11 protein-coding genes are annotated in these 16,831 nt (G+C 73.9%); 2 read left to right on the top strand and 9 right to left on the bottom strand.

All coding sequences use genetic code 11. The features are described from left to right. Positions 1 to 2: 2 nt before the first annotated feature. On the bottom strand, positions 3 to 1,172 hold the full coding sequence (locus ACI8AG_RS15130) for an MFS transporter (protein ID WP_456597701.1): 1,170 nt from the start codon (positions 1,170 to 1,172) through the stop codon (positions 3 to 5). On the opposite strand from ACI8AG_RS15130, the gene ACI8AG_RS15125 reads away from it, so the two are divergent. Both ACI8AG_RS15125 and ACI8AG_RS15120 read left to right on the top strand, forming a co-directional pair. Next, positions 1,171 to 2,337, top strand: coding sequence for a DUF5937 family protein (locus tag ACI8AG_RS15125; protein ID WP_456597700.1), 1,167 nt, complete (start codon positions 1,171 to 1,173; stop codon positions 2,335 to 2,337). The genes ACI8AG_RS15130 and ACI8AG_RS15125 overlap by 2 nt on opposite strands. Positions 2,338 to 2,358: 21 nt before the next feature. Beyond that, positions 2,359 to 3,951, top strand: a complete 1,593-nt coding sequence (locus ACI8AG_RS15120; RefSeq protein WP_456597699.1) for a pyridoxal-dependent decarboxylase — start codon at positions 2,359 to 2,361, stop codon at positions 3,949 to 3,951. 16 nt (positions 3,952 to 3,967) lie between these two features. Here ACI8AG_RS15120 and ACI8AG_RS15115 read toward each other — a convergent pair whose 3' ends face one another. The 8 genes from ACI8AG_RS15115 to ACI8AG_RS15080 form a co-directional block, all read right to left on the bottom strand. After that, positions 3,968 to 4,846: an acyl-CoA thioesterase gene (locus ACI8AG_RS15115; RefSeq protein ID WP_456588596.1), complete on the bottom strand. Its 879-nt coding sequence runs from the start codon at positions 4,844 to 4,846 to the stop codon at positions 3,968 to 3,970. Then, a complete protein-coding gene (gene pyk / locus ACI8AG_RS15110; protein ID WP_456597698.1) occupies positions 4,843 to 6,258 on the bottom strand; it encodes a pyruvate kinase in 1,416 nt (471 codons plus the stop codon). Before pyk ends, ACI8AG_RS15115 begins: the two co-directional genes overlap by 4 nt. A gap of 113 nt (positions 6,259 to 6,371) precedes the next feature. Continuing rightward, positions 6,372 to 7,862, bottom strand: a complete 1,491-nt coding sequence (locus tag ACI8AG_RS15105) for a glutamate synthase subunit beta (protein ID WP_456597697.1) — start codon at positions 7,860 to 7,862, stop codon at positions 6,372 to 6,374. Then, complete coding sequence (gene gltB / locus ACI8AG_RS15100; RefSeq protein WP_456597696.1) at positions 7,855 to 12,519, bottom strand: glutamate synthase large subunit; 4,665 nt, start codon at positions 12,517 to 12,519, stop codon at positions 7,855 to 7,857. The genes ACI8AG_RS15105 and gltB overlap by 8 nt, the downstream gene beginning before the upstream one ends. Positions 12,520 to 12,877: 358 nt before the next feature. Beyond that, positions 12,878 to 13,819 carry a prolipoprotein diacylglyceryl transferase gene (gene lgt, locus ACI8AG_RS15095; RefSeq protein WP_456597695.1) on the bottom strand — a complete coding sequence of 314 codons (942 nt, stop codon included), beginning with the start codon at positions 13,817 to 13,819 and terminating at the stop codon, positions 12,878 to 12,880. Continuing rightward, positions 13,816 to 14,616 carry a tryptophan synthase subunit alpha gene (gene trpA / locus ACI8AG_RS15090; protein WP_456597694.1) on the bottom strand — a complete coding sequence of 267 codons (801 nt, stop codon included), beginning with the start codon at positions 14,614 to 14,616 and terminating at the stop codon, positions 13,816 to 13,818. Before trpA ends, lgt begins: the two co-directional genes overlap by 4 nt. Next, positions 14,613 to 15,962 carry a tryptophan synthase subunit beta gene (gene trpB / locus ACI8AG_RS15085; protein ID WP_456597693.1) on the bottom strand — a complete coding sequence of 450 codons (1,350 nt, stop codon included), beginning with the start codon at positions 15,960 to 15,962 and terminating at the stop codon, positions 14,613 to 14,615. The genes trpA and trpB overlap by 4 nt, the downstream gene beginning before the upstream one ends. Positions 15,963 to 16,047: 85 nt before the next feature. Beyond that, positions 16,048 to 16,831, bottom strand: a 784-nt coding sequence (locus ACI8AG_RS15080) for an HNH endonuclease signature motif containing protein (protein WP_456597692.1), incomplete at its 5' end; no start/stop codon positions are given.

Here is a 16,831-nt window from a genome sequence, read left to right as displayed (position 1 = left end):
GGTCACCGTTCCACCGGGTCGGCCGCCCGGCGTGCGATGGCGAGCGTGAGCAGCCCGGCGACGAGGAAGATCGCACCGAGCACCGCCCACCCCGCCGCGCCGTGCTCGACGGCGGTCGCGGTGACCACCAGCGGCGCGGCCATCGCACCGAGGGCGTAGCCGGTCTGGCTCACCCCCTGGTACGCCCCGGCGCGGCGCTCGTCGGCCAGCTCGAAGGCCAGCCCCCAACTGCCGGCCTCACCCCACATCTCGCCGGCGGTGTGCGCGAGGGCCGCGAGCACCAGCACGCCGACCGCCACCACGACGCCGCCGAGGCCGGCCGCCGCGTACAGCGCGCACGCCACCGCCAGCATGGCCCCGGCCAGCGCCACGGCGCGCCCGGCGGTGGGGATGTCGTGGGTGCCGCGCGCGGCCCGGACCTGGAAGAGCGCGATGAGCACCGTGTTCAGCACGAGGAGCACCGAGACGGTCACCGGGGGCGCGGCCGTCCCGCCGGCCACCCAGAGCGGGACGCCGACGGTCTGCAACCCGAAGTGCATGGCGAGGACCGCGTTGAGGCCGGCGACGGCCAGGTAGCGCCCGTCCCGCAGCGGCGAGCGACCTCCCGGCGCCTGCGCGAGCGTGACGGCCGGGGTGTCGCCGCAGCGCCCCCGCACGAGCGCCGGGAGGCCGAGCAGCGGCAGGCAGGAGAGCAGCACGAGGACGCCGACCGCGGCGAGCGTGGCCCGGTAGGCGCCCGCGGTGTCGTGCAGCAGCGCACCCGCGGCCAGGCAGGTGCCCAGGCCGATGAAGACGTTGGTCACCACCCGCAGCCGCGCCCGCACGCCGACGCGGTCCGCGCCGGGGAAGCACCTGGCCAGCAGTGCGGAGCGGGCGGTGCCCTGGACCTCGCGGAACCCGACCGCACAGCAGGCGGTGAGGACGAACGCGACCGCGCTCGTCGCGATGCCGTACGCCAGCAGTGCCACGCCCTGGGCGGCGGTCGCCGCCAGCAGGACGCGTTCCGCGCCGACGCGGTCGGCGAGGTAGCCGGCACCGAAGCTGCCGGCCACGCCGACGGCTCCGGCGACGACGAGTCCTAGCCCCACCGTGGTGGGCGCCAGGCCGACGACCCGGGTGAAGAAGAGCGCGCTGACGCTGTAGAACAGCCCGCTGCTGAGCGACCCGGCCATGGTGGACCAGGTCAGCGCCCGGGCCAGCGGGTCGGACGGGCGCAGCGTGGAGGAGGCGGCCGCCGACCATCTCGCCGGCGCCGCCGCGATCGCGGAGGGCACGGGGGAGTTCTGCCAGCCGGAGACGGGAAGACCGATCGATGTAGCGTTGTACTTCATGATCCGCTACGAGCTGGCCGGGATGGACCTGGCGGACGTCCGCTTCGCCATCTCGCCGCTCAACGAGCTCGTCTTCTCCCTGCGGGCGTGGCGCGACCCCGGCCGCTACCCGCTGCACCTGCCCTGGCTGCACCGCGTCGAGGCCGCACGCCCGGACCTCGACGGGGACGTGCTGCTGGCCCTGACCAACGAGGAGCTGTGGACGCCGGACTTCCTCACCCCGCGGCCGCACTCCCCGCTGACCCGGATCGAGGAGGAGCTCCGCGCAGTGGCGGACACCGACCCCGCGGTCGTCGTCCGCGACCTCCGCGTGCTGCACGACCCCCTGCCGCCGGCGCTGCGCGGGAGCCCGCAGGCGGTGCGCGCCCGGATCGTCGACGCGCTGCTCGGGTACTGGGAGCGATCGTTCGCCGAGGACGCGTGGCCGCGGATGCGCGCGGTGCTCGAGGCCGACGTCGTCCACCGCGGACGGGAACTGGCCCAGCGCGGGATGGCGCACACGTTCGCCCACCTCGGCGAGACGGTGAGCTTCGCCGACGGCGTCGTCTCGGTGCGCCTGAAAGCGGCGATCAGCTACACCCGGTCGACCAGCGGGGAGGGGCTGACGCTCGTGCCCACGCTGTTCGGGCGCACCGCCTCCGCCCCCATCTCGCCCGAGGAACCGCCGCTGGTCATGTACGCCGCCCGCGGGGTGGGCACGCTGTGGGAGAGCCGGCGGCTGACCTCTCCGGCGGCGCTCGCGGGCCTGATCGGAGCTGTCCGCGCCGGGCTGCTCACCGAGCTGGCCACCCCGTCGTCGTCCACCGAGCTCGCGGTGCGCCTGGGGGTCACCACCCCCGCGGTCAACCAGCACCTGCGCGCGCTGCGCGCCGCCGGCCTGCTCCTCTCCGCCCGGCACGGGCGCTCGGTGCTCTACCGCCGCTCCGACCTCGGCGACCGGCTCGTCGCCGGCAGCGGGCCGGACGGCCCCGGTACCGCGCCCGGGTGCCCTCCCCGGTCGCGCTGAGCGACGCAATACGGTGGCACCGTGACCGAGCCCGCGCCGCACATGACGCCCGAGCAGTTCCGGCAGCACGGCCACGAGGTGGTCGACTGGATCGCCGACTACTGGACGCGCATCGCCTCCTTCCCGGTGCGCTCGCAGGTCTCCCCCGGCGACGTCCGCGCGGCGCTGCCCGCGGATCCCCCGGAGTCGGGTGAACCGTTCTCCGCGGTGCTGGCCGATCTGGACCGCGTGGTCATGCCGGGCATCACGCACTGGCAGCACCCGGGGTTCTTCGGCTACTTCCCGGCCAACACCTCCGGCCCGTCGGTGCTCGGCGACCTGGTCTCGGCGGGCCTGGGCGTGCAGGGCATGTCCTGGGTGACCAGCCCGGCGGCGACCGAGCTGGAACAGCACGTCATGGACTGGTTCGCCGGCCTGCTGGGCCTGCCGGAGTCCTTCCTCTCCACGGGCAGCGGCGGGGGCGTCGTCCAGGACTCCAGCTCCGGGGCGAACCTCGTCGCGCTGCTGGCCGCCCTCCACCGCGCCTCCGGCGGGGCCACCGTCCGCGGCGGGGTGCAGCCCGACCGCGCCACCGTCTACGTGTCCGCCGAGACGCACTCGTCGATGGAGAAGGCCGTGCGCATCGCCGGCCTGGGCAGCGATGCGGTCCGGATCGTGGAGGTCGACGGCGACCTCGCGATGAACCCGGGGGCGCTCGCCGCCCGGCTCGAGCGGGACGTCGCCCGCGGGTACCGGCCCGTGCTGGTCTGCGCGACCATCGGCACGACGTCGACCACCGCGGTCGACCCGCTGGCCGCCATCGGTCCCATCTGCCAGCAGCACGGCGTCTGGCTGCACGTCGACGCCGCGTACGCCGGCGTGAGCGCGGTCGCCCCCGAGCTGCGCGAGTTGCAGGCCGGCGTCGAGTGGGCCGACAGCTACACCACCGACGCCCACAAGTGGCTGCTCACCGGCTTCGACGCGACGCTCTTCTGGGTCGCCGACCGGGCGGCCCTCACCGGCGCCCTGGCGATCCTCCCCGACTACCTGCGCAACGCCGCCACCGACGCCGGCGCCGTCGTCGACTACCGCGACTGGCAGATCGAGCTCGGCCGGCGCTTCCGCGCGCTCAAGCTCTGGTTCGTCCTCCGCTGGTACGGCGCGGAAGGGCTGCGCGCCCACGTCCGGGGGCACGTGGCGCTGGCCCAGGAGCTGGCCGGCTGGGCCGCGGCCGACGACCGGTTCGACGTCGTCGCACCGCACCCGCTGTCCCTGGTCTGCCTCCAGCCCCGCTGGCCGGCCGGTGTCGACGCCGACGTCGCGACGATGACGCTGCTCGACCGCCTCAACGACGGCGGCGAGGTCTTCCTGACGCACACCACCGTGCGCCGGGAGGTGGTCCTGCGCGTCGCGATCGGCTCGCCGGCGACGACGCGGGCGCACGTCGAGCGGGTGTGGGCCCTGCTGACCGAGGGCCACGACTGGCTGGCCGCCGACTTCGCCACCCAGGCCGCCGAGCAGGCCGCGGCACGCGCCGCCGAGCGCGAACGGGCCGAGCGCGAACGGGCCGAGCAGCCGGCTGCGCAGCCGGACGGGGAGCGCACCGGCGACACGGCGGGCGCGGGCCCCGCCTGAGCGGCGGGGCCGGGGCTCACCGGTCCAGGGACCGGATGAGCCCCTCCTGCGCCACGGTGGCCACGTGCCGGCCGTCGGCGGACCAGATCTGCCCGAAGCAGAGCGCGCGCCCTGCCGACGCCGCGGGGCTGTCGGTCTCGTAGAGCAGCCAGTCGTCGGCACGCACCGGCTGGTGGAACCACACGGCGTGGTCGAGGCTGGCGCCGATGAAGTCCGGCCACCCCCCGCCCAGCCGGGCGAACCCCGCCGAGAGCAGGGTCAGGTCGCTGACGAACGTCAGCGCCGCCGCCTGCACCACCGGGTCGTCCCCCAGCTCGCCGGCGACGCGGAACCAGGTCCACGACTGCGTGTGCGGCGGCGACTTGGGCGGCGCGGCGAACGGGTCCTGCTGGAAGCGCTGCTCGACGACCCGCCCCATCGCCGCCATGAACGCGGCCCGCTCGCCGTGCCGGGCCACGACCTCGTCGGTGCCCATCATCTCGTCGGGGCCGGGCGCCTCCGGCATGGGCAGGGAGTGCTCCGCCACGGCGGGCTCCCCCGCGTGGAAGTCGGCGGTGAGAGCGAAGATCGCCACGTCCTCGCCCCCGCGCCGCTGGCAGGCGATGACCCGCCGGGTGGAGAACGAGCGCCCGTCGCGGATCCGGTCGACGGAGTAGCGGATCTCCTCCGACGGGTCGCCGGGCCGGAGGAAGTAGGAGTGCAGCGAGTGCACGCCCCGCTCGCCGGGCACGGTGCGGCCCGCGGCCACGAGCGCCTGGCCGGCCACCTGCCCGCCGAAGATCCGCTGCCGCTCACTGCTCGGCGTCTTGCCGACGAACACGTCGGGCTCGCGCTCGGCGAGGTCGAGCACCGACAGCAGCGCCGCCGCCTGGGTGTCCTGCGGCCCCCCGGTCACGAGTCCGTCCCCACCTCGTGCACGCGGATGAGGTTCGTGGACCCGACCGTGTTGGGCGGGCTGCCCGCCACCACGACCACCCGGTCGCCCACCTTCAGCCGGCCGATGGACAGCAGCGAGAAGTCCACCTGCGCCACCATGTCGTCGGTGTGCTCCACCATGGGCACCAGGAAGGTCTCCACGCCCCACGACAGGGCGAGCTGGCTGCGCACCCTCGCGTCGACGGTGAACGCGAGCAGCGGCTGCCTGGGGTGCAGCGCCGCGAGCCGCCGGGCGGTCTCCCCCGTCTGCGTGAAGGTGGCCAGCGCCTTGACGTCCAGGGACTCCCCGATGTCCCGCGCCGCCCGGACGATCGCGCCGGAGCGGGACCGCGACCGCCGTGCCACCTCGGGCACCCACAGGTGGTCGCTCTCGACCGCCTCGATGATCCGGTCCATCGTCCGGACCGCGCCGATCGGGTACGCCCCGACGGAGGTCTCCCCCGAGAGCATCACCGCGTCGGCGCCGTCGAGCACGGCGTTGGCGACGTCGGAGGCCTCCGCGCGGGTCGGCCGCGAGTTGGTGATCATCGACTCGAGCATCTGGGTCGCCACGATGACCGGCTTGTTGCGCTCGCGGGCCGCCTGGATGGCCCGCTTCTGCACCAGCGGCACCTGCTCGAGGGCGAGCTCCACGCCCAGGTCCCCGCGAGCGACCATGATGCCGTCGAACGCCTCGACGATGGCATCGAGGTTGCGCACCGCCTCGGGCTTCTCCAGCTTGGCGATGACCGGGACGGAGATGTCCTCCTGGCGCATGATGTCGCGGACCAGCGCCACGTCCGCGGGCGAGCGCACGAAGGACAGCGCGATGAAGTCCACGCCGAGGTGCAGGGCGAACCGCAGGTCGCGCTCGTCCTTGTCCGACAGGGCCGGCACGCTCACCGCCACCCCGGGCAGCGAGAGCCCCTTGTTGTTCGACACCTTGCCGCCCTCGACGACGAGGCAGAAGACGTCGGGGCCCTCGACGCGGACGACGCTGAGGGAGAGGTTGCCGTCGTCCACCAGGAGCCGGTCCCCCACCCGGACGTCGTTGGCGAGGTCCTTGTAGGTGGTCGAGACCCGCTCCGCGGTGCCCTCGACGTCCTCGACGGTGATGCAGACCTCGCTGCCGGTCGCCCAGGTGACCGGACCGTCGGCGAAGGTGCCCAGCCGGATCTTGGGCCCCTGGAGGTCCGCCAGGATGGCCACGGCGTGGCCGGTGCTGTCGGAGGCCTGCCGCACCAGGTGGTAGGCGGTCGCGTGGTCCTCGTGGGAACCGTGGCTGAAGTTGAGGCGGGCGATGTCCATCCCCGACTCGACGAGGGCGGTGACCTGCTCGGCGGAGCTGGTGGCCGGACCGAGGGTGCAGACGATCTTCGCGCGGCGGGACATGGGGATAACGCTAGTGCCACGACGAACTCGGTGGCGGAGCGACCCGGGCCCGGTTCCCGCGTGTCGGTGATACCGACCGGTAGGAACCGGGCCCGGGGCTGGAGCGGGTGCTGCTACCGCAGCGCGACCGCCGTCGGGGTGACCGGCCGGGGCAGCATGGACTCCCCGGTCAGCCAGGTGTCGACGGCGGCAGCAGCGGCGCGACCCTCCGCGATCGCCCAGACGATGAGCGACTGGCCCCGGCCCATGTCGCCGGCCACGAAGACGCCGGGCACGGTGGACATGAACTCCCCGTCACGGGAGACGTTGCCCCGGCCGTCGACCTCGACGCCGAGGGTGTCGACGAGGCCCTCGCGCTGCGCCCCGGTGAAGCCCATGGCGAGGAACACCAGGTCGGCGGGGAGCTCTCGCTCGGTCCCCTCGATCTTCTGGAACCGGCCGTCGACGCGCTCGACCTCGTGGAGGAGCAGCGCGCGGACGTTGCCGTTCTCGTCGCCGAGGAACCGCTCGGTGTTGACCGAGTACAGCCGCTCGCCGCCCTCCTCGTGCGCGCTGGAGACGCGCATGATCATCGGGTAGGTCGGCCACGGGTTGCTGGCCTGGTCGCGACGGTCCGGCGGCGCCGGCATGATCTCCAGCTGCGTGACCGAGGCCGCGCCCTGGCGGTGGGCGGTGCCGAGGCAGTCGGCACCGGTGTCACCGCCACCGATGATCACGACGTGCTTGCCGTGGGCGTTGATCGGCGGGTCGTCGAGCTCGCCGAGAGCCTGGCGGTTGCCGTAGGGCAGGTACTCCATGGCCAGGTGGATGCCGGCCAGCTCACGGCCGGGAGCCGGGAGGTCGCGGCCGATGGTCGCGCCGCCGGCGAGCACCACGGCGTCGAAGTCGCCACGCAGCTGCTCGACCGACAGGTCACCCTCGCCGCTACCGCCCACCTCGACGCCGGTGACGAACCGGGTGCCCTCGGCGCGCATCTGGTCCAGCCGCCGGTCCAGGACGGACTTCTCCATCTTGAACTCGGGGATGCCGTAGCGGATCAGCCCGCCGATGCGGTCGGCCCGCTCGTAGACGGTCACGTCGTGGCCGGCCCGGGTGAGCTGCTGGCCGGCGGCCAGCCCGGCGGGGCCGGACCCGACGACGGCGACCTTCTTGCCGGTGCGCTCGGCCGAGGTCTGCGGCTGCACCCAGCCCTCGTCCCAGGCGCGGTCGATGATCTCCCACTCGATCTGCTTGATGGTGACCGGCGACTCCTGCAGGTTCAGCACGCAGGAGCCCTCGCACGGCGCCGGGCAGAGCTTCCCGGTGAACTCCGGGAAGTTGTTCGTCGCGTGCAGCCGCTCGATCGCGTCGTGCCAGTCGTCGCGGCGGGCGAGGTCGTTCCACTCCGGGATCAGGTTCGCCACCGGGCAGGCGTGGTGGCAGAACGGGATGCCGCAGTCCATGCAGCGGGCGGCCTGCTTGCGCACCTCCGCCGTCGGGAACAACGGGTCCTCCCCCTTCTGGCGCCGGGTGTAGACGTCCTTCCAGTCCAGGAGGCGGACCTCGACGGGGCGGCGCGGCGGGAGGTCGCGCTCGTACTTCAGAAAACCGGTCTGGTCAGCCACGTGCCGCCTCCATCACTGCTCGGTCCACGTCCGTACCGGCGGCCTCCGCGGCCCGTCGGGCCTCCAGTGCCCGCCGGTAGTCGCGCGGCATGATCACGCTGAACTGCTCCGACCAGCGGCCCCAGTCGGCCAGCAGCGCGGTCGCCACGGTCGACTCGGTGTCGGCCGCGTAGCGCACGAGCACGTCGCGCAGCCACTGCGCCGACTCGCCGTCCAGCGGTTCGACGTCCACCATCTCGGGGTTCACCCGGTGACGGGCCAGGTCGAGCACGTAAGCGATGCCGCCGGACATGCCGGCGGCGATGTTGCGCCCGGTCGCGCCCAGGATCACCGCGCGGCCGCCGGTCATGTACTCGAGGGCGTGGTCGCCCACGCCCTCCACGACGGCGAGCGCCCCGGAGTTGCGGACGCAGAACCGCTCGCCGACCCGGCCCCGGAGGAAGATCTCCCCGCCCGTGGCGCCGTAGCCGATGACGTTGCCGGCGATGACGTTGTCCTCGGCCGCGAACGACGCCTCGCGGGACGGCCGCACGATGATCCGGCCGCCGGACAGCCCCTTGCCGACGTAGTCGTTGGCGTCACCGAACAGCCGCATGGTGATGCCGCGCGGCACGAACGCGCCGAACGACTGCCCGGCCGACCCGCCGAAGGTGAGGTCGATCGTGCCGTCGGGCAGCCCCTCGCCGCCGAAGCGGCGGGTGACCATCGACCCCAGCATCGTGCCCACGGTGCGGTTGACGTTGCGCACCGGCAGCTCCAGGCTCACCGGTCGCGCGTCGAGCAGCGCCCCCTCGCACAGCTGGATGAGCGTCTGGTCCAGCGCCACGTCCAGGCCGTGGTCCTGGCCGCGCACGGCCCGCCGCGGCGTGCCCTCGGGCAGCTCGGGCACCACGAGCACCGGTGCGAGGTCGAGGCCCTGCGCCTTCCAGTGGTCGACGGCCTGGCGGGTGTCCAGCAGCTCGGCGTGGCCGACGGCCTCGTCGATGGACCGGAAGCCCAGCTCGGCCAGGTAGGAGCGCACCTGCTCGGCGAGGAACTCGAAGAAGGTAACCACGAACTCCGGCCGCCCGGTGAACCGCTTGCGCAGCTCCGGGTTCTGGGTGGCGACGCCGACCGGGCAGGTGTCGAGGTGGCAGACCCGCATCATGACGCAGCCGGAGACCACCAGCGGCGCGGTCGCGAAGCCGAACTCCTCGGCCCCCAGCAGCGCCGCGACGATCACGTCGCGACCGGTCTTCATCTGGCCGTCGACCTGCACCACGATGCGGTCGCGCAGCCCGTTGGCCAGCAGGGTCTGCTGGGTCTCCGCCAGACCGAGCTCCCACGGCGAGCCCGCGTGCTTCAGCGAGGTGAGCGGCGCGGCACCGGTGCCGCCGTCGAACCCGGAGATCAGGACGACGTCGGCGTGCGCCTTGCTGACACCCGCCGCGACCGTGCCGACGCCGACCTCGGCGACGAGCTTGACGTGCACCCGCGCCTGGTCGTTGGCGTTCTTCAGGTCGTGGATGAGCTGCTTGAGGTCCTCGATCGAGTAGATGTCGTGGTGCGGCGGTGGGCTGATCAGGCCGACGCCCGGCGTCGAGTGCCGGGTCCGGGCGACCCACGGGTAGACCTTGCCGCCGGGCAGCTGCCCGCCCTCGCCGGGCTTGGCGCCCTGCGCCATCTTGATCTGGATGTCGTCGGCGTTGACCAGGTACTCGCTGGTGACGCCGAACCGGCCGGAGGCCACCTGCTTGATCGCCGAGCGGCGCAGGTCGCCGTTCGGGTCGGGGGTGAACCGGTCGGGGTCCTCACCGCCCTCGCCGGTGTTCGAGCGACCGCCGAGGCGGTTCATGGCGATGGCGAGGGTCTCGTGCGCCTCCTGCGAGATCGAGCCGTAGCTCATCGCGCCGGTGTTGAAGCGCTTCACGATCTCGCTGACCGGCTCCACCTCGTCGAGCGGCACGGGCGGACGCACGCCGGTCTTCAGCGTGAACAGGCCGCGCAGCGTGGCGGCTTCCTCGGACATCTTGTCGACGGTCTGCGTGTACTTCTCGAAGACGTCGTACTGCCGGGAGCGCGTGGCGTGCTGCAGGAGGAACACCGTCTCGGGGTTGAACAGGTGCACCTCGCCCTCGCGGCGCCACTGGTACTCGCCGCCGACCTCGAGGCGGCGGTGCGCGGTCTCGGTGGGGTTCTCCGGGTAGGCGCGGCGGTGGCGCATGGCCACCTCCTCGGCCAGCACGTCGATGCCGACGCCGCCCAGGGGGCAGGAGGTGCCGGTGAAGTACTCGTCGACGAGCTCCTGGGAGAGGCCGACGGCCTCGAAGATCTGCGCCATCGTGTACGAGCCGACGGTGCTGATGCCCATCTTGCTCATGACCTTCAGGACGCCCTTGCCCAGCGCCTTCACCACGTTGCGCACCGCCTGGGCGGGCTCGACGCCGGTGAGGACGCCGTCGCGGATGAGGTCCTCGATCGACTCGAAGGCCAGGTAGGGGTTGACCGCTGCGGCGCCGTAGCCCAGCAGCAGCGCGACGTGGTGCACCTCGCGGCAGTCGCCGGACTCGACGACGAGGCCGACCTCCATGCGGGTCTTCTCCCGCACCAGGTGGTGGTGCACCGCGGCGGTCATCAGCAGCGACGGGATGGGAGCGCGCTGCTCGTCGCAGTCGCGGTCGGAGAGCACGATGATCCGGGCGCCGGCGGAGATGGCCTTGGAGACCTTGGTGCGCAGCTGCTCGATCGCCTCGGCCAGCGCCGTGCCGCCGCCGTTGACGTCGAAGTGACCGGTGACCCGGACGGCGGCGTACCCGGGCAGGTCGCCGTCGTCGTCGATGTGCAGGATCTTGGCCAGCTCGTCGTTGTCGATGACCGGGAAGGGCAGGTAGACCTGCCGGCAGGACGCCGGGGTGGCGGCGAGCAGGTTCTGCTCCGGGCCGAAGGTGCGGCCCAGGCTGGTCACCAGCTCCTCACGGATGGCGTCCAGCGGCGGGTTGGTCACCTGCGCGAACAGCTGACCGAAGTAGTCGTAGAGCAGCCGGGAGCGGTCCGACAGCGCGGCGATGGGGGTGTCGGTACCCATCGAGCCGATCGGCTCGGCGCCGCTGGCCGCCATCGGCGTGACCAGCATGCGCAGGTCCTCCTCGGTGTAGCCGAAGAGGAGCTGACGGCGCACGACCGACTCGTGGCTGGGCCGGGAGCGACGGCGCTCGGGCAGCTGCGGCAGGTGCACCAGGCCGGCGTGCAGCCAGTCGTCGTAGGGGTGCTCCGCGGCCAGGGCGCCCTTGACCTCCTCGTCGGAGACGATCCGCCCCGAGGCGGTGTCGACGAGGAACATGCGGCCCGGCTGCAGCCGGCCCTTGGCCACGACGTCGGCTGCCGGGATGTCGAGCACGCCGACCTCGCTGGCCATGACCACCAGGTCGTCCTTGGTGTGCCACCAGCGGCCCGGGCGCAGGCCGTTGCGGTCGAGCACCGCGCCGATCAGCGTGCCGTCGGTGAAGCAGACGGCGGCGGGGCCGTCCCACGGCTCCATGATCGAGGAGTGGAAGCGGTAGAAGGCCCGGCGGGCGGCGTCCATCTCGGCGTGGTTCTCCCACGCCTCGGGGATCATCATCAGCACCGCGTGCGGCAGCGAGCGGCCGGACAGGTGCAGCAGCTCGAGGACCTCGTCGAAGGTCGCCGAGTCGCTGAAGTCGCTGGCGGTGACCGGGAAGATCCGGTCCAGGCCGAGCTCGCTGGCCGGGCCGGCCGGGCCGTCGAACAGCTCGGTCTCCAGCTTGGCCTCGCGGGCGCGCATCCGGTTGCGGTTGCCCTTGATCGTGTTGATCTCCCCGTTGTGCGCGATGAAGCGGAACGGGTGGGCCAGCGGCCAGCTCGGGAAGGTGTTGGTGGAGAACCGGCTGTGCACCAGCGCGATCGCCGACTCGTAGCGCTCGTCGCGCAGGTCGGTGAAGAACAGCGGCAGCTGGTCGGTGGTGAGCATGCCCTTGTAGGTGATCGTGCGCGACGACAGCGAGGCGATGTACAGCGAGCTGCCCGCGTCGACGGCGGCCCGCTCGGCACGCTTGCGCAGCACGAAGGAGCGCCGCTCCAGCCGGGTGACCCCGTTGCAGACGACGTTCCCGCCGAAGGCCTTCTCGTCGGCCCGGCCGCCCATGGTCTCGGCGACGAAGACCTGGGCGAAGTGCGGCATCACCGCCCGCGCCGTGGGGCCGAGGTCCGCGCCCTCGGGCTCGACCGGGACGTCGCGCCAGCCGAGGACGGTGAGCCCCTCCTCCTCGGCGAGGCGGGCCACGTCGTCGTACCGGGCGGCGCGCTCGGCCTCGTCGGTCGGCAGGAACGCGATGCCGACCGAGTACTCGCCGAGCGGCGGCAGGTCGAAGCCCACGCTGGCGCGCAGCAGCGCGTCGGGGATCTGGGTGAGGATGCCGGCCCCGTCACCCGAGTTCGGCTCGGCGCCGGCGGCGCCGCGGTGGTCGAGGTTGTGCAGCGCGGTGAGACCGGCGGCGACGATCCGGCGGCTCCGGCGGCCACGGGCGTCGGCCACGAAGGCGACACCGCAGGCGTCCTTGTCGTTGGCCGGGTCGTAGAGCCCGCTGGGGGCGGGCACGGCGGAGAACGGCACAGCGCTGGCGGGGGCTGCCGCGGTGGCGGTGGCGGGAAGGTCGGTCATGTCACTCCCGTCGTCGGCGCACCGTCGTCCCTCGGAGCGAGGGGTGGACGGGGGGCGGGGGCCCGGGCCGGGGGTCAAGGGCGGCGGTCAGGGGCGGCACGTGCGGAGGCGCGGGGACCGGCCGGACACAGGTGGCCCCGACCGGCAGCGGCGCGCGAGCCCACCGGTTGGTGCCGGCAGGCCGTCGTCCGCGGGGCAGCGCTGGCCCGGTCCGACACTACGACCCGGCCAGGATCGCTGGCGGGTCAGCCGGAAGAGTACACAGCCGTAACACCGTCCTGACACGTCCGAAGCCGATCCGTGACGGTGCACACGCCCACCGGCCGCGGGTCGTCGCACCGGACCGGCGGTGCCGCCGTCAGCCCGTGGTCGGCGGTCGGTGATCGTCGTCACGCGCCCCGGCCGCCGAGGCCCCGGACGACTCGCCGGACGCCTCGGCCGCCGGCCCGGAGGACGGGCGGGGACCGCGGTCGACGACCTCCCTGGGGCGCCCGCGCTGCCAGACGAAGTAGGCGACGGCGAGCAGGCCGACGACGATCGAGGTGAAGACGTTGACCCGGACTCCGAAGAAGGTCTCCGCGGGGTCGGTGCGCAGCAACTCGATCCACAGCCGCCCGGCGCAGTAGGACGCCACGTAGAGCGCGAACGCGCGGCCGTGGCCGAGCCGGAAGCGGCGATCGGCCCAGATGACCAGCGCCGCGGCCGCGAGGTTCCACAGCATCTCGTAGAGGAACGTCGGGTGGAACGTCCCGAGGACGACCGGCTCACCATCCGCGCCGGTGACCGCCTGGCCCCCGCTCCACTCGTAGATGGTCAGCGCCCAGGGGAGGTCGGTCGGGCCGCCGTAGAGCTCGTTGTTGAACCAGTTGCCCAGCCGGCCGATCGCCTGGGCGACGAGCAGCCCGGGCGCCAGGGCGTCGGCGAACGCGGGCAGCGGGATGCCGCGCCGCCGGCAGGCGATCCACGCCCCCACCCCGCCGAGCGCGATCGCGCCCCAGATGCCGAGGCCGCCGTCCCAGATGGCGAAGGCGCGCAGCGGGTCGCCGCCCTCGCCGAAGTACGGGCGGGGGCTGGAGATCACGTGGTAGAGCCGGCCGCCGGCGATGCCGAAGGGGACGGCCCAGATGGCGATGTCCAGCACGTCGTCGGCGTGCCCGCCCCGGGCGACCCAGCGCCGCTGGGTCAGCACGATGGCGGCGACGATCCCGGCGATGATGCACAGCGCGTAGGCGCGGATCGGCAGCGGACCGAGGTGCCAGACGGCCTGGGTGGGGCTGGGGATGGCCGCGAGGACGCTCACGCGCGCACCTCCGCCCGGCGGACGCCGTCGGCCAGGTCCCGGGTCAGCACGCGGACGCCCTCGGTCCCCCGCCCCTCGAGCAGCTCCCGCACGTACGCGGAGCCGACGATGACCCCGTCGGCGAACGCGGCCACCTCCGCGGCCTGGTCGCCGTCCGAGACGCCGAGGCCGACGCAGACGGCGAGGTCGGGCGCGGCCTCCCGGGTGCGGGCCACGAGCCGCTCGGCGGCGTCGCCGACGGTGGCACGGGTGCCGGTGACCCCCATGGTCGAGGCCGCGTACACGAACCCGCGGCAGGCGGCGGTGGTGGACCGCAACCGGGCGTCGGTCGACGACGGGGCGACGAGGAACACCCGGTCGAGGTCGGACCGCTCGGCGGCGGCGATCCACGCACCGGCCTCGTCGGGGATGAGGTCGGGGGTGATGGCCCCCGCTCCCCCGGCCGCGGCCAGATCGGTCGCGAACCGCTCGACGGCGTAGCGCTCGATCGGGTTCCAGTAGCTCATCACCACCGGGACGGCGCCGGCCGCGGCCACCGCCTCGACGGCCCGCAGGACGTCGCGCATGCCCACCCCGGCCCGCACGGCGACGTCCACCGCCTGCTGGATGACGGGTCCGTCCATGCCGGGGTCGCTGTACGGGACGCCGACCTCGATCACGTCCGCCCCCGCCTCGACGGCCGCCACCATGGCGGCGATCGACCCCTCGACGTCCGGATAGCCGACCGGCAGGTAGGCGATCAGCGCCGCCCGGCCCTCGGTCCTCGCCGCGCCGAGCCGCTCGGCCAGCCTGCTCACGCCATCTCCCCTGCGTCCGGGCCGGCCACGGCCTCGTCGTTGGTGACCCCGCCCTCGGTGGGCTGCTGATCGGTGTCCAGGCCCGGGCCCGGGGCGGCGTCGTCCCGGTCGCCCAGCCCGAACCACCGGGACGCGGTCTCCACGTCCTTGTCGCCGCGGCCGGAGAGGTTGACCAGCAGCAGCGAGTCCGGACCCAGCTCGCGCCCCAGCGCCAGCGCCCCCGCGAGGGCGTGCGCCGACTCGATCGCCGGGATGATGCCCTCGGTCCGGCAGAGCAGCGCGAATGCCTCCATCGCCTCGGCGTCGGTGACCGGCCGGTACTCCGCCCGCCCGATGTCGTGCAGGTAGGAGTGCTCCGGGCCGACGCCCGGGTAGTCCAGCCCCGCGCTGATCGAGTGCGACTCCACGGTCTGGCCGTTCTCGTCCTGCAGCAGGAAGGACCGGGCGCCGTGCAGGACGCCGGGCGAGCCCCCGGTGATCGTGGCCGCGTGGCGGTCGGTGTCGACGCCGTCGCCGCCGGCCTCCAGGCCGATCAGCCGCACCCCGTCGTCGGGGACGAAGGCGGTGAAGATGCCGATGGCGTTGGACCCCCCGCCGACGCAGGCCAGGACGGCGTCGGGCAGGCGCCCCTCGCGCTCGAGCACCTGGGCACGGGCCTCGTCGCCGATCACCCGCTGGAAGTCGCGGACCATCGCCGGGAACGGATGCGGCCCCGCGACGGTGCCGAAGACGTAGTTGGTGGTCTCGACGTTGGTGACCCAGTCGCGGAAGGCCTCGTTGATCGCGTCCTTGAGGGTGCGCGAGCCGGTGGTGACCGGGACGACCTCGGCGCCGAGCAGCCGCATGCGGGCAACGTTCAGCGCCTGGCGCCGGGTGTCCTCCTCGCCCATGTAGACGGTGCAGGACAGCCCCATCAGGGCCGCCGCGGTGGCGGTGGCGACGCCGTGCTGGCCGGCGCCGGTCTCCGCGATGACACGGGTCTTGCCGATCCGCCGGGTGAGCAGGGCCTGGCCCAGCACGTTGTTGATCTTGTGCGAGCCGGTGTGGTTGAGGTCCTCGCGCTTGAGCAGGACCCGCGCGCCGCCCGCGTGCGCCGCGAACTTCGGCACCTCGGTGACCGGGCTCGGCCGGCCGGTGTAGTCACGCTGCAGGCGGGCGAACTCGCTGAGGAACGCCGGGTCGACCCGCATCGCCTCGTAGGCCTCGGTCAGCTCGTCGAGGGCGGCGATCAGCGCCTCGGGGACGAACCGGCCCCCGAAGACCCCGAAGTGCCCGGTGGCGTCCGGCCAGCCCGGTCGCGCCGGGAGCGAGAGGTCTCCGGTCTGCGGTGGGCTGGTCGTCGTCATGCGCACAGTGTCCCGCGCCGGGGACCACGAGCGGCGCAGGGGTGCGCGGGACGTCACCGGATCGGTCGAGTGCCCCGGCACGGGATCAGAACGGGGGTGGGTCGGCGTCCGGCTCGGGTGGTGGCGGTGGTGGTTGCGGTGGTGCGGTGAGGACGCGGTAGCCGGGTGGTCGGGTGGTGCGGGTGACCCCGGTGGGGGTGATGACGGTGAGCACGCCGTCGTCGCCCAGGGTGTGGGTCCAGCCGGGGGCGAAGGTCTTGAGCCGGTGGTGGTGGCGGCACAGGCAGCACAGGTTCTCGCAGGCGGTGGCGCCGCGGTCGGCGTGCGGGATGACGTGGTCCAGGTCGGCCCAGCCGGCGGGCACGGTGCAGCCGGGGTGCCGGCAGGTGCGATCCCGCGTTGCGAGAAAGCGTTGCTGGGCGGCCGAGGGCCGGTAGCGGTCCACCGGACCCGGTGGGCCGAGCAGCGGGCAGCCGCAGGACCGGTCGGGGTGGTCGGGGTGGTCGGGGCAGCCGCGGGTGGCCAGCTTCTCCAGCTCGGCGCGGCCGGTGACCGCCCGCAGTCTTCCGGTGGCGTCGGTGAGCGCGATGGTCAGGCTGCCGCCGGGTGGGGCCTGCACGCCTGCGGCATCCAGGGCGGCGAGCAGTTCGCGCAGGTGGGCGGCGGTGATCGGCTCCCCGTCCACCTCCCCGACCGGGGACGCGGCGCCGGGTGGGGTGAAGGCGGCCGGTGCGGGGGCGCCGGCGGCGAGGAACCCGGCCGGGGTCAGCGCGGACAGCGGGGCCACCACGGTCAGCTGCGCGGTCACCACCGGCTGCTCTTGCCACGGGCGCAGCAGCAGATCGGCCAGCGCTCCGGCGCGCAGCATC

It is taken from the genome of Blastococcus sp. SYSU DS0552, from assembly GCF_054050815.1.
Note: the sequence above shows the minus strand (reverse complement) of the source record. Positions and strands in the feature narration are given on the sequence as shown.